Origin of the sequence: Streptomyces sp. NPDC002619, assembly GCF_042889305.1 — a bacterium.
GTDB lineage: Bacteria > Actinomycetota > Actinomycetes > Streptomycetales > Streptomycetaceae > Streptomyces.
Genome location: NZ_JBIAQV010000011.1, coordinates 215,212 through 236,638, shown reverse-complemented (window position 1 = coordinate 236,638; position 21,427 = coordinate 215,212). Strand labels below are relative to the sequence as shown.

At 68.3% G+C, this 21,427-nt stretch carries 17 protein-coding genes; 10 read left to right on the top strand and 7 right to left on the bottom strand.

Annotated elements, in window-relative coordinates; translation table 11 throughout:
- The coding region (locus ACFYXB_RS20325) for a cold-shock protein (RefSeq protein ID WP_389584148.1) at window positions 1–81 on the top strand (81 nt) is incomplete at its 5' end.
- A 33-nt stretch (window positions 82–114) separates the two neighbouring features.
- Here the strand turns inward: ACFYXB_RS20325 and ACFYXB_RS20320 are convergent.
- On the bottom strand, window positions 115–615 hold the full coding sequence (locus tag ACFYXB_RS20320) for a hypothetical protein (RefSeq protein ID WP_389584130.1): 501 nt from the start codon (window positions 613–615) through the stop codon (window positions 115–117).
- 310 nt (window positions 616–925) lie between these two features.
- On the opposite strand from ACFYXB_RS20320, the gene ACFYXB_RS20315 reads away from it, so the two are divergent.
- Window positions 926–2,260 (top strand): glycoside hydrolase domain-containing protein, encoded by a 1,335-nt coding sequence (locus ACFYXB_RS20315; protein WP_389584128.1) that lies wholly within the window; start codon window positions 926–928, stop codon window positions 2,258–2,260.
- Between the two features lie 65 nt (window positions 2,261–2,325).
- Here ACFYXB_RS20315 and ACFYXB_RS20310 read toward each other — a convergent pair whose 3' ends face one another.
- Window positions 2,326–2,643, bottom strand: a complete 318-nt coding sequence (locus tag ACFYXB_RS20310) for a hypothetical protein (protein WP_389584152.1) — start codon at window positions 2,641–2,643, stop codon at window positions 2,326–2,328.
- A gap of 450 nt (window positions 2,644–3,093) precedes the next feature.
- Between ACFYXB_RS20310 and ACFYXB_RS20305 the strand changes: the two genes are divergently transcribed.
- On the top strand, window positions 3,094–4,266 hold the full coding sequence (locus tag ACFYXB_RS20305) for a hypothetical protein (RefSeq protein WP_389584125.1): 1,173 nt from the start codon (window positions 3,094–3,096) through the stop codon (window positions 4,264–4,266).
- Here ACFYXB_RS20305 and ACFYXB_RS20300 read toward each other — a convergent pair.
- From ACFYXB_RS20300 to ACFYXB_RS20280, 5 genes are all read right to left on the bottom strand, one after another.
- Window positions 4,206–4,433 carry a hypothetical protein gene (locus ACFYXB_RS20300; protein ID WP_389584145.1) on the bottom strand — a complete coding sequence of 76 codons (228 nt, stop codon included), beginning with the start codon at window positions 4,431–4,433 and terminating at the stop codon, window positions 4,206–4,208. The genes ACFYXB_RS20305 and ACFYXB_RS20300 overlap by 61 nt on opposite strands.
- A gap of 356 nt (window positions 4,434–4,789) precedes the next feature.
- Window positions 4,790–5,989 carry an SGNH/GDSL hydrolase family protein gene (locus ACFYXB_RS20295; RefSeq protein WP_389584122.1) on the bottom strand — a complete coding sequence of 400 codons (1,200 nt, stop codon included), beginning with the start codon at window positions 5,987–5,989 and terminating at the stop codon, window positions 4,790–4,792.
- A 473-nt stretch (window positions 5,990–6,462) separates the two neighbouring features.
- On the bottom strand, window positions 6,463–8,880 hold the full coding sequence (locus ACFYXB_RS20290) for a glycoside hydrolase N-terminal domain-containing protein (protein WP_389584119.1): 2,418 nt from the start codon (window positions 8,878–8,880) through the stop codon (window positions 6,463–6,465).
- 172 nt (window positions 8,881–9,052) lie between these two features.
- Window positions 9,053–10,930, bottom strand: coding sequence for an alpha-galactosidase D (locus ACFYXB_RS20285; protein ID WP_389584117.1), 1,878 nt, complete (start codon window positions 10,928–10,930; stop codon window positions 9,053–9,055).
- Between the two features lie 383 nt (window positions 10,931–11,313).
- Window positions 11,314–12,495 (bottom strand): ROK family protein, encoded by a 1,182-nt coding sequence (locus ACFYXB_RS20280; protein ID WP_389584114.1) that lies wholly within the window; start codon window positions 12,493–12,495, stop codon window positions 11,314–11,316.
- A gap of 181 nt (window positions 12,496–12,676) precedes the next feature.
- Between ACFYXB_RS20280 and ACFYXB_RS20275 the strand changes: the two genes are divergently transcribed.
- From ACFYXB_RS20275 to ACFYXB_RS20245, 7 genes are all read left to right on the top strand, one after another.
- A complete protein-coding gene (locus ACFYXB_RS20275) occupies window positions 12,677–14,836 on the top strand; it encodes an alpha-galactosidase (RefSeq protein ID WP_389584112.1) in 2,160 nt (719 codons plus the stop codon).
- 327 nt (window positions 14,837–15,163) lie between these two features.
- Window positions 15,164–16,258: a sugar ABC transporter substrate-binding protein gene (locus ACFYXB_RS20270; protein ID WP_389584109.1), complete on the top strand. Its 1,095-nt coding sequence runs from the start codon at window positions 15,164–15,166 to the stop codon at window positions 16,256–16,258.
- Between the two features lie 34 nt (window positions 16,259–16,292).
- Window positions 16,293–17,381 (top strand): mandelate racemase/muconate lactonizing enzyme family protein, encoded by a 1,089-nt coding sequence (locus ACFYXB_RS20265; RefSeq protein WP_351358071.1) that lies wholly within the window; start codon window positions 16,293–16,295, stop codon window positions 17,379–17,381.
- Window positions 17,378–18,460, top strand: a complete 1,083-nt coding sequence (locus tag ACFYXB_RS20260) for an ABC transporter permease (protein ID WP_389584106.1) — start codon at window positions 17,378–17,380, stop codon at window positions 18,458–18,460. The genes ACFYXB_RS20265 and ACFYXB_RS20260 overlap by 4 nt, the downstream gene beginning before the upstream one ends.
- Window positions 18,457–19,533: an ABC transporter permease gene (locus tag ACFYXB_RS20255; protein WP_389584104.1), complete on the top strand. Its 1,077-nt coding sequence runs from the start codon at window positions 18,457–18,459 to the stop codon at window positions 19,531–19,533. The genes ACFYXB_RS20260 and ACFYXB_RS20255 overlap by 4 nt, the downstream gene beginning before the upstream one ends.
- On the top strand, window positions 19,530–21,074 hold the full coding sequence (locus ACFYXB_RS20250) for a sugar ABC transporter ATP-binding protein (protein WP_389584101.1): 1,545 nt from the start codon (window positions 19,530–19,532) through the stop codon (window positions 21,072–21,074). Before ACFYXB_RS20255 ends, ACFYXB_RS20250 begins: the two co-directional genes overlap by 4 nt.
- Window positions 21,071–21,394 (top strand): L-rhamnose mutarotase, encoded by a 324-nt coding sequence (locus ACFYXB_RS20245; protein WP_389584099.1) that lies wholly within the window; start codon window positions 21,071–21,073, stop codon window positions 21,392–21,394. The genes ACFYXB_RS20250 and ACFYXB_RS20245 overlap by 4 nt, the downstream gene beginning before the upstream one ends.
- Window positions 21,395–21,427: the final 33 nt, after the last annotated feature.

Below are 21,427 nucleotides of genomic sequence, written 5' to 3'. Positions count from 1 at the left end.
CTCCAGGAAGGCCAGGCTGTCACCTTCGACATCACCCAGGGCCAGAAGGGCCCGCAGGCGGAGAACATCACCCCCGCCTGAGTAGGCGCTGCGTAAGGCCAGGCCTCCTAGAGCTCAGCTGAAGGAGGCCTGGCGCATCGACGCCGAGCCCTCTGCGGACAGACGCTCAAGTTCAGGCCGCCCCAGATCACGCGGTAGGCGCGCCAAGGCGCGTACGGCCGCGCCCGTCAACGCGGTTCTCTTGGGCGGACGCTCGACCAGGGAGCCGGGGCCGCGTATCGATGCGGGGTCCGGTTCGGGCAGGGAGAGCAGCCAGGCGAAGCCCACGAGCGCATGCAGGTTGTACGGGTCGTAAGTCCCATCGGCCCGGCTGCCGCCCTCGCCGGCAGACTCCAGCCGCGGTGTCACCGTGCGTTGGACCTGGTCGAGGCCGAGCGGCTTGGCGAGGGCCGGCGCGCGGCGGCCCCATGTACGCGTGGGACGCCTCGCCCGCGCGCCCCGAGCGTGCTCGACGAGGGCGTTCCACGGCGCGCCGAGCGCGGGCAGTTCGGCCGGAAGACGGTCGGCCCAGGGCTCGCCCGGATTGAGCAAGCGTCCGTGGATCCGGCTGAGCACGGGCTCCAGGCATTCCCGCGGCCAGCCGCGCTAAAAGTGGGAGCGGCGGAGCAGGCCGACGACTTCGTCGGGCAGTTGCCGCCCGGCGTCCAGGAGCGCGCGGCTCAGCGTCCACAACTCGTCCGTCAACTGGTCACGTATGCCGGGGAGGTGACTTGGCCGCTGCTCGTTGAGGTACCGGTGCGGCTCTGGGGCCGGTGGGGGAGGGGCCGAGCGGGTCCCGGCCAGGGGCCGGTACGAGACCCCTGGCAGCGGGCGGGAGCCGCGCCTACTCTGTCGGCAACTCCATTGAAATGTCCGGGGGGTCGTCATGCCGTACCCGCACTTCGTCCTGCAAAGACTGCTCGCCGTCTCGTCCGTCTGCGTCCTGGGCGGGACCGCCGCCCTGGCCTTCGCCCCGGTCGCCGCCGCCGAACCGGCCACACCCGTCACCTATCCTGCGGGCGCGACCGGGACCCGCTACTCGGGGCTCGCCTTCGACACCTGTACCGCTCCGCCGCTCGCGTCCGTGCAGGCCTGGAGCGCCTCGCCGTACCGCGCGCTCGGCGTCTACGTCTCGGGCGTCAACCGCACCTGCGCCCAGCCGCAGTTGACCGCCTCGTGGGTGGCCTCGGTGTCGCAGCTGAAGTGGCGGCTGCTGCCCATCCACAAGGGGCTGCAGCCTCCGTGCGGTGCCCGCCCCACCGACGCCAAGATCAGCACGACCCCCGCGACGGCCCGCTCGCAGGGCACCGCCGCGGCAGGGGAGGCGATCACGGCGGCCAAAGCGCTCGGCATGCTGTCCGGCAGCGCCCTGTACAACGACATCGAGAACTACAACCAGACCGACACCGTGTGCCGCACCGCCGTACTGACCTACGTCGCGGCCTGGACCAAGGAACTGCACCGCCTCGGCTACGTCTCCGGCGTCTACATGAACCTCAACCTGGGCGCCAAACAGCTCGCCGACGTGTACACCTCCACCACGTACGCACGGCCGGACGCCCTGTGGATCGCCCGCTACGACGGCGTCGACTCCGTCAAGGGCTGGACCGCCATCGCCGATTCCAAGTGGGCCGTCCACCAGCGCGCCAAGCAGTTCCGCGGCGGCCACGACGAGACGTACGGCGGTGTCACCCTCAACGTCGACACCGACCGCCTGGACGCTCCCGTCGCCACGGTCGCGTATTCCTACAAGGCCACCAGCACCACGACGCTCAACGCACGCACCGGCCCCTCGACGAGCTACCCGGTCGCCACGACGTACGCGCCCGGCTCCACCCTCAAGGTGGCCTGCCAGACACCCGGCTCCAAGGTCGGCACCACGTCCGTCTGGGACAAGCTCACCAACGGCAACTACGTCTCGGACTACTACGTCAACACACCCTCCAACACCGGCTACAGCTCGCCCCTGCCCCGCTGCACCTACCCGTACCAGGTGACAGCCGCGTCCGGCCTGACCGAACGCAGCGGCCCGGGCTCCGGATACACAGCCGCCGGCACCTCGCCGAACGGAGCGCTTGCCTGGGTCACCTGTCAGCGTGCCGGATCCACGGTCGGCACCACCAAGGTCTGGGACCGCCTGGACAACGGCCACTACGTCTCGGACTACTACGTGGCCACGCCCAGCAACACGACGTACAGCAAGCCCGTTCCGCGCTGCTGAGCAGGGAGTGTTTTTTTCTTTGTGTAAGCCCTGGTGGTGACGCTACTTGGTGCTACTCGTGGTTCTTACTGGTGGTCGGTGACGCGGTCGTCGTAGTAGCCGGCGAGGGTGTTGGTGGCCTGCTTCCATTTGTGGCTTCGGCCGGTGGGGTTGCGCCGATTGGGCTGCCGGTCCCGGATCACGAGGTAGAGCACCTTGAGCGCCGCCACCTCGTAGACGCCGCCGTCGACGCCGCTCGGCAGGCCCTTGAGGCCGTCGCAGCAGGCGATCAGGACGTCATGAATCATCGGCACCCGCTGCTGTGCGCGGATGGGCCGGTGAAAGCGCTGGTCGAGCTGAGCCTGGCGGTCGAGCACCGGCGCGGGCACGGCGCGATGTACCAAGCCCTGGAGCGGGGCTGGCTGGAACTGCGCCGTCCGCGTCGCGCGCTCGCAGGTGACGAGCCCGGCGCAGGCAGCCAGTGCCGCGGCGGTGATGACGAGCGCACCGCTCCCTGGATGGTATTGACGCCAGCGGCACAGCCAAGTCGACCGTGCTGCCCTCCACGACATCGAGCACGCCCGATTTCCGGTGCCTGCATCAGCGTCGTGGTCTGCTACGGCACCACTATCAATGGCCTGGCCACAACTCCCACGCGATCGCGATGGATCTACCCGTCGAGGCGCGGCACCCACACCCGCGGAGGTCGTACCAAACGTGGGGCTGACAACACGCGTACGCAGCCCGGTCATTGAGGTTCCCGACACCTCCGCATCACACTCACGTCATGCCCTGGCCAGGAGGCCATGTGAAGTTAACACATCAACTAAACCTCCCTGAGGAGTGCGACGTACATGCGCAAAACCGCGATGCTGGCGGCAGCCGCTGCGACGCTCACGCTGGGCACGGTGTCCCCCGCGATGGCCGAGCCCAGCGATGGCCACGTCTTCACGCTGGCGGTCTACGGAGATGCCCCGTATGGGACGTCGCCCACCGACACCGCCGAGTTCCAGGCCACACCCGGCTTCGTCGAGTCGATCAACAATGACCCTCAGGTCAGCCTCATCGCCCACGTCGGCGACATCCACTCGGGCAAGCAGTACTGCACGCAGGTCTATGACCAGTCGGTATACAACCTGTGGGCGAAATACCAGAAGCCTATGGTCTACACCCCCGGCGACAACGAGTGGACGGACTGCCACAAGCCCGCTGAGGGCGGCGGCACCTACAGCTCAGCCACGCAGCAGATCAACTACGTACTCGATCCGGTCACGCACCAACCGGTCGATTACGCCAGCGGTAACCCCGCCGCCAATCTCGACCTGGTCCGCTCGACCTTCTTCTCGAAGCCCGGCAGCACGCTGGGCAACGGGAAGCAGCACGTCCTCTCGCAGGCACAGGTCTACGACCGCGCGCACCCCACCGACTCGCAGTTTGTCGAGAACGTGATGTGGCAGCAGAAGGGCATCCAGTTCGTGACGCTCAACATCCCGGGCGGCTCGAACAACGACAATGATGTCTGGTACGGCGCTCCGTCGCAGAGCGCCGCACAGGCGAAGGATGTCGCCGAGCGTACGGCCGCCGATCTGCGCTGGCTCGACCGGGCATTCTCGCAGGCTCAGGAGAACGACGCCAAGGGTGTCGTGATCTTCACGCAGGCCGATATGTGGGACCTGGACGGCAATACTGCGGCACACCTGACTGCGTACGAGCCGTTCGTGGCGAGCATCGCCTCCCACACGACTCAGTTCGGGAAGTCGGTCTTGTTGTTCAACGGCGACTCCCACGCGTACAAGTCCGACAATCCGCTGTCTCCGTCGGCCTCGTGTGCCGGCGAGACAGGCGCGTGCGCGTCGGTCGCGTCCTCACATCCTGGATACAACGTGCCGAACTTCCACCGGGTGGTGGTGCACGGCAGCACCTTCCCGCTCGAGTGGCTGAAGCTGACCATCGACACGAAGGCGAATCACCCCGCGAGTGACAACGCGTTCGGGCCGTTCAGCTGGCAGCGGATGACCCAGTCCTGACTCCGCGTGTGACGTACCCGGGGAGCGCCTTTTGCGATCACCGGGTACGTCGCGGGTGCCGAAAACCCGCCCATGGCCTGTGACGTGCAGGTTTGTAGGGCCGCGAGGTCGTCCCTGATGGCGCGGGCGTCGGGCACGGAGCGGGCGAGCCGGTTCAGTTTCGGCACCACCAGGATGTCGCCGGCGCGGACCGCTGCCAGCGCCTGGTCCAACTGGAGGTTCACCCATGAGCCGAGCCGCCGTCTATCAGACGTTCGGAGGTCCCGAGGTACTGGAGCTGCGAGACGTTCCGGAGCCGCACGTCGGCCCGGGCGAGGTGCGCGTCCGCGTGACAGCCGTCGGCCTGAACCCGATGGACTGGATCATCTCCTCGACCCCCGAGGCAGCGGCGATGTTCGGCGTCACCGTGCCATCCGGGCACCCCCGGCTTCGCGTGCTTCCAGCGCCGGAAACGGAACGGTGGCGCCCGCGAGCCGTTCCGAGCTCGTGGGCGCCACATCGGCGGGGCTGGTGCCTGCGGGCGTCAGGTGCGCAGGAGCCGTAGGTCGATCGCGTCGGCCATTGCCTTCATGCCCGCGTCGTTGGGGTGGATGTGGTCTCCTGAGTCGTAGGCCGGGTTGAGGGCGGCCGAGTTCGCGGGGTCGCGCATGGTCTGGTCGAAGTCGATGACGCCGTCGAAGGCACCGCTGGTGCGGATCCATTGGTTGACGCTCTGGCGGATCGTCTCGGCGGCAGGCGTGTAGTACCCATTGCCCTCGTCGGGCATCAGGGTTGCGCCGATGACGTCGACGTGGGCGGCATGTGCCTCGTCGATCAGGGTGCGGTAGCCGTTGATAAGGTCCTGGGCGGTCAGCGGCTGGCCGTTGGGGCCGGCGTTGTTGCCGATGTCGTTGATGCCTTCGAAAAGGATGACGTCCTTGACGCCTGGCTGGCCAAGGGCGTCGTGCCCGAAGCGCTTGAGGGCACTGACCCCCTGCCACAGGTTGGGGACGTCGGTGAGGACCCGGTTGCCGCCGATGCCCGCGTCGACGGCACTCAGCTTCTGCGGGCCCGGTTCGGCGCCCAGCCGACGTCCGAGGAAGTCGGGCCACCGGGTGTAGGTGCCCGTGGAGGAGTGGTAGCCGTCGGTGATGGAGTCGCCGAAGGCGACGACGGTGCCCTTCGCGGTCGGCGACACGACGTCCAGCCCTGCCAGGTAGTACCACGAGGTCGTGGTGGTGCCGAACGCGGCGGCGCTGTCGTCACCGGTGTGATTGCCGGAGGCGATGTAGGTCGTGTCGAATGCGTCGGAGTGCCAGGTCGACATGCCCGTCGTGCCGGGCGCGTAGAGGCTGACGAGCAGGTTTTCCCCGGCGCTGACCGAGATCGGGATGACGTCGCTGACCGCCTCTTCGCCGGCGGGGATCGTGACGTGGATGGAGTTGCCGAAGGTGACGTTCCGGGTGGTGCCGCGCGTCGCCTCTCCGCCGCTCGCCTGGACGGCCACGTCCACGGCGCTGATATCGAGCGGGGTGGTGCTGTACCGGTTGGACAGGGTGATGCGTGCGCCCGAACCCGCGACGCTGCTGTGCACCACCATCCGGATGGTCTGATTGGTGAAGGACGGGCCGCCGGTCGTCATGCTGGGAGACCAGGCGCTGACCCGGGTGCCCTTGTCGGCCGGCGAAGACGTGGCGGCGCTCGCCACGTTCGCGGTGCTCAGCGGAACGACTGCCAGGGCCATAGCGGTCAGCGCGCCGACCACGGACAGCGAGGACCTGCGACGCGGTTGGCAACCCGCCGTCAGGCTTCCCTTCTTGGGGGACATCGTCAATCTCTCCACTCTTCTCGTCGTCCGCGGCGGGGTGGCCTCACCGGCTCTGGCTGCGGTGCTGTGGGGGCGTAGGAGGCGGCATCATCCCCCATGTCCACCCGGCGGCACGCGCACCATGCTGCGGACACCATGAATCCCCATCTCGGCGGGGAAGTTCGAGCCGGTCCGGCTTCCGGTCACAGACGGACGTATTCCGGACAGGAGGACGGTCAATCGAATGACACGTCACAAGGGGTGGGGCTTCTTCGGCGACTGCACATACGCCGCCGATGTGGCGGTCAGGGATTGGTCCTGACCGCCACGACCAGCGCGGCGGGGCACTGCCCGCAAGGCGTCGTCATGCGGCCCGAAGGGGCCGTCCGGTCACGTGTACCGAACAGGGCTCATCCGAGGTTGCCCAGCGTGACGGATCCACCGGGCTTGAGGCTGATCTTCCGTGAGGTGCTGCCCGCGAGGACGGTCGTGTCGCGGCCGCCGACGCTCTTCAGCGTCACCTGGGTGACCTTGCCGTTCTTCCAGCTGAGGTCGGCGACGAAGCCGCCTCGGACGCCGACGCCGGATACCGAGCCCGATGCTGCCCACTCGGCGGGCAGTGCGGGCAGCAACTCGACGTGACCCGGCCGCGAGTAGACCAGCATCTCGATCATCGCGGAGGGGGTACCGAAGTTCGCGTCGATCTGGAAGATGCCGCGGCCTTGCCCCATATCCATGATGTCGAAGAGGTTCGGCGCGCTGCCGTTGCTGCCGTTCACCGACGGCTTCAGGTTGTTGACGACGAGTTGGTAGGCCTTCTCCGCGTTCTTCAGTCGTGCCCAGCACAGGCTGCGCCACGCGTTGGACCAGCCGAAGCTGTTCATGCCGCGGGCGGTCAGGAGGGCCGTCGCGCCGGCGAGGATGTCCTTCGGCGTGGAGTCGTCCGGGCGGATCCGGTCGCCGGGGAAGAGGCCGATGAGCGGGGAGAGGTGCCGGTGTGTGGTCTCGCCGAGGTTGTCGGGCGACATCCACTCCTCCAGCCAGCCGGTCTTGGGGCTGACCACGGGCAGGTACAGGCGCTGACGCAGACCGTCGATGGTCGCGCTGTAGGAGGTGTCCTTGCCGAGTACCTGGGCTGCGGTGTGGTAGTTGCCGAACAGGTTCCACACCAGTTCCTGGGCGTAGGTGATGCCCTTGGCGTCGAGCGGACCCTGCTCGGGCGACCAGTCACTGTCGGCGATCAGGACCTCGCGCGAGGCTCCGGAGGCGTCGGTGACGGTCGTGGTGATGAGGCGTGACTCCCAGAACTCCACGGCGCCCTTGATGAGGGGGTAGATCTTTGCGAGGTAAGCGCGGTCCTGCGTGTACTCGTAGTGCTCGAACAGGTTTTGGCAGATCGAGGCGTTGCCGGCCGGGTGCCACCACCAGCCGCCTCCGCCATAGGGGTTGGTGGAGATGGCCACGGTCCAACCGGCTATCCCGCCGCTGGAGTTGCGGTACCTGTTGGTCGGGCTGTTGAACAGCCGCTGGGTGACGTCCGTCCAGGAGGGCAGCTGCGCAAGGCAGTAGTCCGTGAAGGCGTCGAAGCAGTCGGACAGGCCGGCGCGGTCGGCCATCCAGTAGTTCATCTGGATGTTGATGTCGGTGTGGTAGTCGCCCATCCAGTCCGGGTCGTTGCCGTCCAGCCATGGGCCCTGCAGACCCATCGGCAGGATGCCCCGCGACCCGGAGATCATCAGGTAGCGGCCGAACTGCAGGTAGGCCGCCTCGAGTTCCGGGTCGGGGACGTTGTCCCGGTAGCGGGCCTGCACCCGTTGCCAGGTGTCCAGCTTGCGCTGTGCGGCGGACGACGTGCCGAGGTTGATGTCCAGCTGCTCGAACACCGGGCGGAAGTCGGCGACATGGGTGTGCAGCAGGGTGCTCGCGGAGTGGCCGGCCGCGTCAAGGACCTTGGTCCGCGCCAGGCGCTCCGGGTCCAGAGACGGGTCGCGGAACTCGGCGGCCGCGTCGGGCGCGTAGTTGGTGCCGCCGCTGACGACGACGGTGAGGTCCTTGCAGCCGCTGAAGGAGATCGACGTACCGTTGACGGCGACCGTGCCGGCGTTGCTGTAGGCCGTCACGGCGGCGCCGTACTTCAGTCCGTTGGCGAAGGAGGCGCCGAACGAGGTGTAGCACCCGGCGCTGTTGGCGGTGGTGGACTCGCCGTGGGTGCCCGCGAAAGAGACGGTACCGGTGTACGTGCCGCTGCCCTGCTGGGAGAAGTACAGGACGATGACGTCGTCTGGGCGGCTGGCGAAGATCTGCCGCTGGTAGGTGATGCCGGACAGGTCGTACGAGGCACTGACGAGGCCCTGGGCCAGGTCGAGGGAGCGACGGTAGTTGTTGACGGAGCCCAGGTCATGCCCGGGGATGTCGACGGTGAGGTTGGCCAGCAGGGTGAGGGAGCCGAAGTCGTCGCGGCCGTAGGGGAACTGGCCGTCGCTCTGAAGGGTGTCGTTGAGGCCACCGGTCCACAGGGTGGCGTCGGTGATCATCAGCAGTTCGCTGGAGGGGTCGTTGCTCGCGAGCGCTCCGAGGCGCCCGTTCCCGACCGGCAGACCTTGCTGGATCATCGAGTTGGAGGAGCCGGGAGCCTGCCACCAGAGCTGGTTCTTCGCGGCGGCGGCCGTGGACAGCAGGGGCGAGGTGGTCGGTCGCTGGGGGGCCGCCGAGGCGGTGAAGGCGGGCAGGCCACCGAGGGCGGCGGCCGCGCCGGCAGTGGCGGCGAGGGCGAGGAAGCCCCTTCGGCTCGGGTGGTTGTCGCGCGATTCGGTGTGCTGAGTGTCCACGTTGTGCACTCCATGTCCGGGGAACGGCGCATGCGGGAACGACGGATGCGGGCCGTCGCGTTGTGTGAGGCGAAAACGGTGGGCGTGGGCACGCCCGGACGCTGCGGGACCGTGGGGGACGGTCCCCGGGCGTGGGGCCCGGTCGTGTCACTCCCGGGCCCCACGGGAGGGGTCAGGCGGACTTGGGTACGTCGATCCTGTCGATGTCAGGTGAGTAGTCCCAGCCGCTGTCGAACGTGATGGTGTTGGAACCCGCCTTCAGGGCCAACTGGACGCTGACGGTGTCGACCGTGCCCCAGTCGCCCGTGGAGGGGAATCTGAGGCTGGTGCCGTTGCCGCTGTTGGAGTAGACGGTCACCGAGCGGGGGTCGCCGCTGACGTAGGCGACGTTGACCGTGTAGATGCCGTCCTTCTTCACCGTGATGTCGTTGAACTGCAGCTTGCTGTCGAGGTAGAGATTGCCGACCTTCTTGCCGCCGGAGCAGGAGTCGCATGTGGCGACGGAGGCGTTGCCGGTCAGGGTGTTGTTCGCGGACTCGGCCTCGTAGCCGGTGGTTGCAAGCGGGGCTCCGCCGGGCTTGACGGTGAACAGCCGTGAGCCGTGTGCGGGCAGCGTCGCGGTGATCTTGTTCTTGTACGTCCCGAGGTCCTGGTGGTTCCACAGGTCGCGTACGGAGGCCGCGCCGGTGAAGGCGAAGGATGCCCAGTTGGCGGTGACGGAGGCCGACGAGTTGCCGAGGTTGAACAGGGCGACGGTGTAGCTGCCGTCGGAGTTCTTGGTTCCCCAGACCTGCGCGTCGCCCATCGGGGTGACGGGACGTGCGACGGGCGAGTTGTTCTGGTCGACGGCGATGACTTCCTGGTTGGTCAGCAGGGAGAGACCGTAGCTGTCCAGCTTGGTGAGGTCGTCGCCGGTGAACAGCGGCGACTTGTTGATGGCCCACAGGGTCATGTAGCTCTGCCGCTCGGCGTTGGTGAGGCCGTCCATCGCCCCGTTGCCGACGTCGATCGCGTCGAGGTCGTTCCAGCCGCCCGGGCCTGCCTTGTGGCTCCACGCGGGGGCGTCGTTCCACCGGTCGTTGACCGAGTTCTCCCAGGTGACCAGGGTGTTGCAGTAGCACTCGACGTCGGTGTCGATGCGCCAGCCGTTGGAGTACTTCTTCCAGTCGGCGGCGTGACCGATGTCGAGCGACCAGGAGAGCTCGAGGTGGATGGGGCGCCCGGTGGCGGCGATGGCCTTGTGCCAGGCGGCGACGTCCGCGACGTTGTTGTAGTTGTCACCGGACTTGAACGAGCCCGGACCCACCCCGTCCAACTTCAGGAAGTCGTAGCCCCAGTCCGCGAACATCTGCGCCTGCGAGTCGATGTACTTCTGCGCGCAGGGGTTGTCGAAGTTCAGCTTGTAGGCGCTGTCCCAACCGTTGGTGGTGCGCAGGTCCGGGTAGACGGCGTCCGCGGTGGTGCAGCCGGGCGCGTTCCAGATCGGCACCTTGCCGTCGCCGTACCCCCCCTTCTCCAGGCCGACGGGCAGGTAGATGCCGGCCTTGAGGCCCTTGGAGTGGATGTGGTCGGCGACCGACTTCATGCCGTTGGGGAACCGGACCGGGTCGGGTGTCTGCCGACCGTACTGGTCGTAGCCGGTCTTCCAGTTGTTGTCCATCCACCAGCCGGCATCGATGTTGACGTAGTCGTAGCCGTACTTCTTCAGCGTGGTGGCGAGGGCGTCCGTCTGCTTCAGGACGTTCGTCTCGGTGAGGTAGCTGTAGTCACCGTTGGGGTTGAGGCCCGGGTACTTGGAGGACTGCATGCTCCAGCTGGACCAACCCATGTACGGCTTGGCTGCGATACCGGAGTCGGCGTCGACCGTGGTCGCGGCCGAGGTGACGGCTGCGGTCGTGGACGTGGAGGCGGCAGCCGTGGCCTGGGTGGCAGCCACCGGGACCGCTGTGGCGAGTCCGGCCGTGACGGCCAGGACCAGCGTGGCTCTGATGGTACGGCGCGGGGAGCCGGAGAGGGCTCCGCGCAGGGCTCTGTACGAGGATGACCGCATGGGTCGGGCCTCCTGGTGGTGGGATGAGCGGGATCGCGCGGTTGTACCCGGTGGGGGACGGGCGTGGTTCCGGGCAGGGGACGGCGTTGTTCCGGGGACGCCGGGGAAGCGGTCGGGCAACCGACTGCCGGGGCGTCGGGTCGGCGGCTCAGCCCTTGCCCGAGCCGATGGTGAGCTCGCTGATGAACTGTCGCTGCGGCGCGAAGTACATCTGCCGCGATGAGGTTGGGGTTGGGGAAGTACGCGCCCTGGAGATCGGCCGGTGCGGAGGTGACCGGACGCTTGTCACCCGTCTCGATCCCCGGTGCCGAACAGCTCCTGGAGCATCGTTCTGCGGCCGGGGCCTGGGACGGTCTGAGGGCTGCGGCTCTGCAGCGTCATTGCTACTCCTCGTACGTGTCTGATCCGATGAAGGACTGGATCGCGGTGGCCGCGGCCCCACGCGCCCACTCCTCGAAGGGCAGGGGACGTGTCATCACGTCGCATTGCGATGCGGTACCGAAGGCCGACGCGGCGAACGCGTCCCGGATGCCCTCGGCGAAAAGGTCGTAGGCGGCCAAGCCCTCCCCGGAGATGATCACCCGCTCGGGACCGAGGATGTTCACCAGGGAGCCGATGGCCTTGCCGATGGCTTCACCGGCCCGTGCGTAGACTTCTCGGACACCGGGGTCTCCGCTGTGGGCCAGGTCCAGTGCCTCGGCTGCAGTGGTCACGTGCTTGCCCGTCGCCTCGCGCACTCCGCGGAGTATCGCGGGGTCCGCCGCGATCGCCTCCACGCACCCCCGGTTACCGCAGTGGCAGAGCGGGCCGAGCGGGTCGAGGGACAGATGTCCGATCTCGCCGGCCACGCCGTGCGCGCCCGACACCACCCGTCCGTGCACCACCAGGCCACAGCCGACGCCGGCGCCCACGGTCACCAGGGCGAAGTTCGAGAGACCGACTCCGGCCCCGAACCAATGCTCGGCGACCGTGAGCGCCCGCACGTCGTTGTCGACCGTGACCGGCAGCCCGGTCGCGGTCCCCACGATCTCGGCGAGCGGTACGTCCCGCCACTCCAGGAAGGGCGAGTAGCGGACCACACCGTCCGCGCGGTCCACGTCCCCCGAGATCGCGATGCCCAGCCCCTGCACAGGCACACCGAATCCGTCGGCCTCCGTGAGCAGTTCCTGCACCAGCGCGGTGATGGCGGGAAGAACTGTCTCCGGCTCGCGGCCCGTGAGCCGTACGTGCCGGGGGATCCGAATACGGCAGCACAGGTCGGCCAGCACGGCGATGATCTCGTCGCCTGTCACCTTGATCCCGATGAACAGTGCCTTGCCCGCGTCCACCCACACCAGGCTGGCCGGACGGCCCACAGCGGACCGCGCCCCTTCGTCCACACCCTCGACCAGATAGCCGAGCTCCATCAGCGGACGAACCGCCTTGGTGATGGCGGCCGGGGAGAGCCTGGTCCGCCGTGCCGTCTCGGCCCGGGTGAGCGGACCGTGGGAGAGGAGGGTGGTGAAGACCTGGGAAGCGGCCGGCGTCATCGCCGGTACCGCCACATGGGAGGGGGTCGAGCGCATGGCCGGAAACCTAGGGAGGTTCTTTTTCGCTGTCAATGAAAAAAGCAAGTTTCTTCTGAAGGGCTTGCGTTGACCGCGATGAGCTTAGAAAACAGAGGCGCTGACCATGCATTGACACATGATCAAAGGAAGGGTTGGCTGCGCACTGCTCCTGTACGGCACTCTCCGAACGTGAGGATCAATGTCTGCGATCTCCTTCGACCCGGCCTCCGGTGTCTGGTTGCTCTCCACTGCGCGCACGTCGTACGCGATGCGGATCGACCGCACCGGAGCGCCCTGCCACCTCGCCTGGGGACCTCGGCTGCCCCTTGCGGCGGCCGGCCAACTCGTGCCTCCCCAGGCCGGGGAGATCAGCAGCTTCGAGGGCCGCTCTCCCGCCGGCGAGGAGTTGCCGGTCGACGGTGGGGCCCGGTACGGAGCGCCGTCCCTACGGGTGCGGTTCGCCAACGGCACCCGGGCCTTCGAGTGGGAGCCCCTGGGCCACCGGATCAGCGAGCCGGCACCCGGAACGACGGAACTCGCCCTCGAGTTCCACGACCGCCACTACCCGCTGGCGGTCACCCTCCACTACCGCGTCCACGCCGACACGGATGTCATTGAGCGCTGGACCGTACTGCGCAATACCGGACAGCGACCGGTTGCTGTACTGCGAGCGGACTCGGCCGCCTGGACGCTGCCGCCGCGCGACGACTACCGGATCAGTCACGTCACGGGCCAGTGGTCGGCGGAGGGCCTGCTGCACCGGGAGCCGCTCCCACACAGTGAGACCGTGCTCACCAGCCGGCGCGGCATCACCAGCCACCACGCCAACCCGTGGCTGATGCTGGACGCCGGCGATGCCACCGAGGACTGGGGCGAGGTGTGGAGCGCGGCCCTGGCCTGGAGCGGAAGCTGGCAGCTCACCGCGCAGCGCACGCCCGATGGACGTACGGCTTTCACGGGCGGGGCAGGGCATGACGGAACGGCACTGCCGCTCGGTCCGGGCGAGGAGTATGCGACCCCGCGTTTCGCGGCCATGTACACCGACCGCGGTTTCGGCGCGGCGAGCCGCTCCTGGCACGCGTACGTCCTGGCCCATGTGCTTCCGCACCCGGACGAGACGCGCCCCGTGCTGTTCAACTCCTGGGAGGCCACCGGCTTCGATGTCGACGAGGCCGGCCAGAAGGCGCTTGCGGCCCAGGCGGCGAAGCTGGGGGTGGAGCTCTACGTCGTCGACGACGGCTGGTTCCGAGGCCGCCGCGACGACACCGCCGGACTCGGCGACTGGACACCGGACTCCGAGCGGTTCCCCCAAGGGCTGGGTCCGCTCGTCGAGGAGGTCCACCGGCTCGGCATGCGCTTCGGCCTGTGGGTGGAGCCCGAGATGGTCAATCCGGACAGTGACCTCTACCGCGCGCACCCCGACTGGGTGTTGCACCTCCCGCACCGCACCCGCACCGAACTGCGCAACCAACTGGTGCTCAACTTCGCGCGTGACGACGTCGCCGAGTGGGCGCACGGATGGCTGACTCGGTTGGTCGGGGACAACGGAATCGACTTCCTCAAGTGGGACATGAACCGCGCCTTCAGCGAGGCCGGCTGGCCCGCCCTCGAGGACGGCCAGGACCTGCTGTGGACGCGTTACGTGCACAACCTCTACGGCGTCATCGACCGGCTGCGTGCGGACCACCCCGGGCTGCGGATCGAGACGTGCAGCGGCGGCGGCGGCCGCGTCGACCTCGGCATCCTCTCCCGTACGGACCAGGCGTGGCCGTCCGACAACACCGACGCGGCGGACCGGGTCTCCATCCAGCAGGGCTTCAGCCAGATCTACCCGGCACGGGTGATGGCGGCCTGGGTGACGGATGTGCCCAACCAGCTCACCGGCCGCTCGGTGCCGCTGCGTTACCGCTTCCATGTCGCGATGGCGGGGGTCCTGGCGGTGGGCGGCGACCTCGCACGCTGGACGCCGGAGGAACTCGCCCAAGGCGCGGAGCTGGTGACGGAGTACAAGAAGGTCCGTCACATCGTGCAGCACGGCACCCAGCACCGGCTGCGCGGTCCCGTCGATGACGGGCCGACCGCTGTGCAGTACACCACCACGGACCGCCGGGAGGTCTTCGTGTTGGTGTGGCAGCGGGCACCCCGCCACGGCACACCGCGCCCCGCCCTCAGGCTCGCCGGCTTGGACCCCGCCGCGCGCTACCGGGACGCCGCTACCGGCGCCGTGCATCACGCGTCCGTACTGACCGGGTACGGGATCACGCCCGAGCTGCCGGCCGGTGACTGGTCGAGCACATCCCTGCACCTGATCAGGGTGGACAGCGAGGCGGCTGACGGCATTGGCCCATCGGCGTCATGAGTCTTTCAGCGGCAACGCCATCTCGCAGTGGTGGACCTCTGTTGGCGTACGGGCGGCGGCCCAACTGCCTGAGTGGGGCCTCTGGATGTGGCCAATTTCCTATACGATCTTGACCGGACCGACAGTCGATGACGGTTGATCGAGGGGTAGGTATGGCCGGATTCAGGTGCTCCTGGGTCGCGTCAGCACCCTCCCGCCCTCATGTGAAGGCCCTGTAATACCAGGGAAGATGGCGATCGATCGTACGGTTCAGGGGGTTGACGGGGAGCAGTGTGTGGCTGAGCATCGCCATACTGATTTCCTATTTGATTCTGAAGAGTGGTGGAGATGCGTCCCCCGACCCGTTCCGTTCTGCCAGGAGTTGTCGCTGCCGCTGTGCTCATGGCGGGCTCGGCGGCATGCACCATCAAGTCGTCCGACGCGCCTTCGGGCACCCAGGCCCCCGTGTCCGGCACGGCCGGCACCGGCACGGCGGAGCTGGCCGACGGGTCGGGCACCAAGGTGGCCCTCGTGCCCGGCGGTGCCCACCCGTACTTCCAGCCCTGGAAGGCGGCGGGCGCCGCCGCGAAGAAGGAGTACGGCCTCGGGGACGTGACTTTCGACGAGACCTCCGAGTGGGACCAGCAGAAGCAGGACAACCTGGTCTCCACGCTCGCGGCGCGCGGTTACAACGCGTTCGGGATCTTCGGGGTGTCGCCCACTGACATCAACACCACCTTCGCGGATCTCAAGTCGCAAGGATTCGCTGTGGCTTCGCTCGCCTCCTGCCCGGCCGGAGGCACCGACAAGGCCGACTTCTGCCTGTCCACGGACGTGGAGGTCGCCGCCTACAAGGCGGCCAGGACCACGATCGACGCAATGGGCGGCAAGGGCACGCTCGTCCACCTCACCGGCAACAACGTGGACGCCAACACGCAGCTGCGGATCAAGGGCGTGGCCAAGGCGGTGAAGGAGTCCGGCGGCAAGGTGAAGCTGCTGCAAACCATCACCGACGTCGACAAGGACCTGCAGACCGCGCAGAAGGCCGTCTCCGACCTCCTCGCGGCCAAGGGCAACCAGATCCAGGGCATCGTCACCACCGCCTACAACCCCGCCGTCGCCGCCGCCGACGCGGTCAAGAACTCCGGATCCAAGGCCAAGGTCGTCGCCATCGACGACGACGCCAAGATCCTCAGCGCGATCAAGGACGGCTCGGTCGCCGCAACCGTGGTGCAGAACCCCGTGGGACAGGCCGAGGTCGGAACTTGGGCGCTGGCACTGCTACAGACGAAGCAGTGCACCATGCGCAACCCGGGCCAGATCATCGACTCCGGATCGTTCGTGGTCACCAAGGCGAACGTCGGCACCTATGACACGGCCAGGAAGTCGAAGACCGAGCAGCTCAAGGAGCAGTTCGCAAGCACGTTCCTGGTCTGCAAGTGACCACCGACGGCGCTACGGAAAGCGGACTCGCACGATGACCATCATCACGACCGCCACGGCGCTGCTCGCCGACATCGCGGTGGAGAAGGACCGCACGGACGCCGTGCAGGCCTTTGTCAAGCAGGAGACGATCCTCGTCGAAGTCACCACCGGGGACGGCCTCCAGGGAACCGGCTACGCCTATACGATCGGCACCGGCGGGTCGTCCGTCCTGGCGCTGCTTCGGGAGCACCTGCTGCCCCTGCTCATCGGAGCGGATGCCCGCAACGTCGAAGCACTGTGGAAGCGGCTGTTCGCCACGACGCGGGCCACCACCACCGGAGCCATCACCTCCCTCGCCCTCGCCGCCGTGGACACCGCCCTGTGGGACCTGCGCTGCAAGCGCGCCGGCGAACCGCTGTGGCGCCTGGCCGGAGGCCACCGCCAGGAAGTCCCGCTCTACGACACCGAAGGAGGCTGGCTCCACCTGAGCACCGACGACCTGGTCGATTCGGCGCTCGAGGCGCAGAAGGCCGGGTGGGCGGGCGTCAAGATCAAGGTGGGAAAGCCGCACGTGGCCGAGGACGCCGAGCGGCTGCGTGCCGTCCGCGAGGCGGTCGGTCCCTCGATGCACATCATGACCGACGCCAACCAGTCACAGACCATCTCCTCGGCGCTCCAACTCGCGGCCGCCCTCGAGCCCTACGGCCCGTACTGGCTCGAGGAGCCCCTCCCGGCCGACGACATCAGCGGACACGCCCGGCTGGCGGCCGCGACGAGGATTCCCGTCGCCGTCGGCGAGTCCATGTACTCCGCCATGCAGTTCCGCACGTACCTGGAGTCGGGCGCCGCCTCCGTCGTGCAGGTCGACGCCGCGCGCATCGGCGGCATTACGCCGTGGCTGAAGGTCGCGCACACGGCGGAGAGCCACAACGCCATGGTCTGCCCGCACTTTTTGATGGAACTGCATGTCAGCCTGGCCGCCGCGGTGCCCAACGGCATGTTCGTCGAGTACATCCCGCAGCTGAGAGCGGTAACGCACACCGAACTGACGGTCCGTGACGGCCTGGCCGTGGCACCGGACGTGCCGGGGATCGGGATCGACTGGGACATGGATGCCATCGACAACAGGAGGGTGGCATGAGGACACCCGTCACGGCATCGGAAAACGACAGCCGCGCCGAGGAGGTGGCCGCCGCGCCGCAGCCTGCGCGCCGGCTGCCGTTCTGGGTGAACCAGCGGCTCGGTCTGCTGGTGCTCATCGTTGCCCTCGCAGCGCTGTTCGGCGTCCTGCGGCCGGCGTTCCTCGACGAGCGGCTCGTGCTGTTCCCCCTGCTGCGGGACATCTCGACGCTCACCGTGGTGGCACTCGCCCAGATGGTGGTCCTCTCCGTGGGACACATGAACCTCGCCGTCGGCCGGATGGCGGCCTTCGGCGCTCTCTTCGCGGGCCTCGGTTACGACCGGCTCGGTCTGCCGCTTCAACTCGGCTTGTTCGTCTGCCTGTTCGCCGGCGCCACCATCGGCGCTCTGACCGGCTGGATCATCGCCCGTACCGGCGTGAGCTCCTTCGTGGTCACCCTGGCCATGGACTTCGCCCTGCTGGGACTCGTCTCCCTGCTCTACTCGGCGCTGACCGAGAACGCGGCCTTCACCACGCAGCCGAACGGGCTCATGGACCTTCGCTCCAGCTCACTTGCCGACATCTGCATCGGTCCCGTCTGCGGATCCCCGGCCGTCCCGCAGCTGGCCCAGTTCACGGTCCTGGCGCTGGGCGGCCTCGGTTTCCTGTACACCTGCACCCGCATGGGCCGGGAGCTTCTGCTGACCGGGGCCAACCCCGCGGCCGCGGAGCTCTCGGGCATCCCCACCGGCCGCCGCGTGATCCTCGCGCACACCCTCTCCGGTCTGCTCGCCGCGCTCGCCGGCTTCATGGCCGCCGTCGGCACCGGCACGTTCCGCGCCTCCATCGGCGACGACTTCATGCTGCCTTCGTTCCTCGGGGCGGTCCTCGGCGGCACTCTCCTCACCGGCGGCGTCGTCTCCGTACTCGGCGCGCTGCTGGGCACCTCCCTGGTCGGCGTCATCCGCAAGGGCCTGGACCTGCTCGGCGTCGGTCTCGAAAGCCTGAACATCTACCTCGGCTGCGTCCTCCTGCTGGCCCTGTCGGCCGACCGGGTGCGCACCGTCGTGTCCTATCGCAAGGTGGTGCGCTCCACGTGATCACGATCAACGATCGCGGAGCCCGTACCGGCGCGGTCCTGCGCCGCTTCTCCCGCTCCACGACCATGACGCTGCTGTGCGTGACGCTGGCCGGATACCTCGCCCTGGGTGTCGCCTCGTCGGGCGAGTTCTTCCAGGGCCCGTCGGTACGGACCTTCCTGCAGTACCTGGCCACGCCCATCCTCATCGGGCTGGCCCAGATGGTCGCTCTGTGCGTCGGACAGCTCAACCTGGTGGTCGGTGCCCTGGGCGGTTTCACGGCCTGTCTGACGGGCGTCCTGATGGCAGACGTCGGTGTCCCCGCACCGATCGCCGTTGCGGCCGGCGTCCTCGCGGCGACGCTGGTCGGTCTGGTGACCGGTGTGTTCATCGTGGCGACGCGGATCAACGGCTTCATCGTCACGCTCGGGACGATGACCATCCTGCTGGGAGCCCAGTACCGGCTGGCGGGCACGCGGACCATCGACGGCTACTCCCCAACTCTCAAGGAGCTCGGCCGGGCGGCCCCGCTGAACCTCCCGCTGGTGTTCCTCGTCGCGGTCGCCGCGGCGGCCCTGCTGGCCGCGTTCATGCACCGCGCGACCGCCGGTCGGCGACTCCTCGCGGCGGGCGGCAACCCGCTGGCGGCGCGACTGTCGGGCATCTCGACCGACCGGCAGATCGTGCTCGCCCACACCCTGTCGGGTCTCCTGGTCGGCGTCGCCGCCGTGACCGCAACGGCGTCGCTGCCCGGCGTCAACCGCAGCGTCGGAGGGGACTGGCTGCTGCCGAGCTTCGCCGCTCCGATCATCGGAGGTGTGGCGCTCAACGGCGGATCCGTCGCGGTGTTCGGCACGGTACTGGCGGCGTTCGTCATGCGGCTCATCGACGCCGCGCGCGCCCAGTTCTCGCTCGACCCGAGCTGGGTGAACTTCCTCATCGGCCTGGTCGTGCTCGGCACGGTGGTCGGCGGCCGCATCCACCAGACACATCTGGAAAAGAAGGGCAAGGCACAAGGGCGTACCCCGCCGGCACCGGTCGACCAGGGACCGACGGCCGACGCCGCCCTGCCGAACGCGGGAGGTGTGCGATGAGCGACGTCCTTCTCGAATGCCGGGAGATTGTCAAGGTCTTCCCCGGAGTACGGGCCCTGGATGGCGTCGGCCTGCGGCTGACGGCCGGATCCGTGCACGCGCTTCTGGGCGAGAACGGCGCGGGCAAGTCCACCCTCATCAAGGTCCTGACCGGCGTCCACACGCCCGACGGCGGCCGGCTCACCTGGCGTGGCGAAGAGGTCCACCTGCGCTCGCCGCTGGAGGCGATCCGAACCGGCATCGGCGTCGTCCACCAGGAACGTAACCTCATACCCGACTTCTCGGTGGCGGAGAACATCACGCTGCAGAGCCCTCCCTCGCGCCGCGGGCTCGTGGACCGGGAGGCCATGAACGCGCCCGCCCTGCGCTGTCTCGCGGAGCTGGGCCTGGACCTCGACCCGCACCGGCCGGTCCGCGAACTGTCCGTGGCCCAGCAGCAGTTGGTGGAGATCGCGAAGGCGCTCCACACCGAGAGCAAGGTGCTGCTTCTCGACGAGCCGACCGCCTCCCTGTCCCCGCAGGAGGCGGAACGCCTCTTCGAGGTCGTCCGGCGGCTGACCACGCGTGGCACGTGTGTCGTCTTCGTGAGCCACAAGCTCGAAGAGGTCTTCGCGATCTGCGACACCGTCACAGTGCTGCGCGACGGCAGGTCCGTGCTGGAATCCTCACCGCTCGCCGACCACACACACGACGACGTCGTGAACCTGATGGTGGGCCGCGCGCACGCGGCGACCGAGATGCGGCCGCGCACACCGGACCGGACGGCCGCCCCGGTCCTTGCGCTCGACGGGATCTCGACCGCCGACGGCCACCAGGAGATCTCCCTGGAGGTGCGGCCCGGTGAGATCGTCGGTCTCTACGGACTCGTCGGCGCCGGGCGCAGCGAACTGATCAAGGCCGTTCTGGGCCTCGACCGCGTCAGCGGCGGCGAGATCAGGGTGCACGGCAAGCAGGCCCGGATCGCTTCCCCTCGACAGGCGCTGCACGAGTTCGGCATCGGCTACCTGACCGAGAACCGCAAGGAAGAGGGCGTCTTCCTCGAGCAGCCCATCCACCGGAACATCACGGTCACCGTGTGGAAGAAGCTGGCCAAGGCCCTCGGGTTCGTCTCCGCCCCTGAGGAGCGGAACGTGGCGCAGGACCTGGTCGAACGCCTCGGCATCCGTATCTCGGGGCTCGAGCAGAACGCCGGTGAACTGTCCGGAGGCAACCAGCAGAAAGTGAGTCTGGCGAAATGGCTCGCGGCCGACACCCGGCTGCTGATCGTCGACGAGCCGACGGTGGGCGTCGATGTGCGTACCAAGCACGGTTTCCACGAGCTCCTCTGGGAGCTGGCCCGCGGGGGTCTGCCGATCCTGCTGATCAGCAGCGACCTCGCCGAGATGATCACCCTGGCGGACCGTGTCGTCGTCATGGCCGACCACCGCATCCGCGGCGAGGTCGACAACGACCGTGATTACGAACGGATGAGCGGCCAGATCATCCGCATCATCCACGACCGCGCGATCTCGGCAGTGACCGCGGAGGGGGACAGGGGATGAAGCGCGTGGCGCAGGTGGTCCGGGTCCGCCCGGAGGAGCTGGAGAAGTACCGCGAGCTGCACCGCAACGTACCCCGGCCGGTGCTGGACACACTGCGGGACTGCCACATCAGGAATTACTCGATCCACCTGCTCGGCGACCTGCTGTTCGGCTACTTCGAATACCACGGTGACGATTTGGCCGCGGACATGGCCCGCATGGCCGCCGACGAGGCGACGCAGGCTTGGTGGCGGTGCACCGCACCATGCCAGCAGCGGGTGGAGGAGGCGGCACCGGGGGAGTGGTGGGCCTCGATGGAGCAGGTGTTCCTCATGCCGTGAGACCCGACGGACGGGTGTCCTGCGAAATACGGC

Coding starts and splice junctions, on each gene's coding strand:
- ACFYXB_RS20295 (WP_389584122.1), bottom strand. CDS start 5,989: ATGGCCCTGGCAGTCGTTCCGCTGAGCACCGCGAACGTGGCGAGCGCC.
- ACFYXB_RS20275 (WP_389584112.1), top strand. CDS start 12,677: ATGTCTGCGATCTCCTTCGACCCGGCCTCCGGTGTCTGGTTGCTCTCC.
- ACFYXB_RS20270 (WP_389584109.1), top strand. CDS start 15,164: ATGCGTCCCCCGACCCGTTCCGTTCTGCCAGGAGTTGTCGCTGCCGCT.
- ACFYXB_RS20265 (WP_351358071.1), top strand. CDS start 16,293: ATGACCATCATCACGACCGCCACGGCGCTGCTCGCCGACATCGCGGTG.
- ACFYXB_RS20245 (WP_389584099.1), top strand. CDS start 21,071: ATGAAGCGCGTGGCGCAGGTGGTCCGGGTCCGCCCGGAGGAGCTGGAG.
- ACFYXB_RS20285 (WP_389584117.1), bottom strand. CDS start 10,930: ATGCGGTCATCCTCGTACAGAGCCCTGCGCGGAGCCCTCTCCGGCTCC.
- ACFYXB_RS20305 (WP_389584125.1), top strand. CDS start 3,094: ATGCGCAAAACCGCGATGCTGGCGGCAGCCGCTGCGACGCTCACGCTG.
- ACFYXB_RS20315 (WP_389584128.1), top strand. CDS start 926: ATGCCGTACCCGCACTTCGTCCTGCAAAGACTGCTCGCCGTCTCGTCC.
- ACFYXB_RS20250 (WP_389584101.1), top strand. CDS start 19,530: ATGAGCGACGTCCTTCTCGAATGCCGGGAGATTGTCAAGGTCTTCCCC.
- ACFYXB_RS20280 (WP_389584114.1), bottom strand. CDS start 12,495: ATGCGCTCGACCCCCTCCCATGTGGCGGTACCGGCGATGACGCCGGCC.
- ACFYXB_RS20260 (WP_389584106.1), top strand. CDS start 17,378: ATGAGGACACCCGTCACGGCATCGGAAAACGACAGCCGCGCCGAGGAG.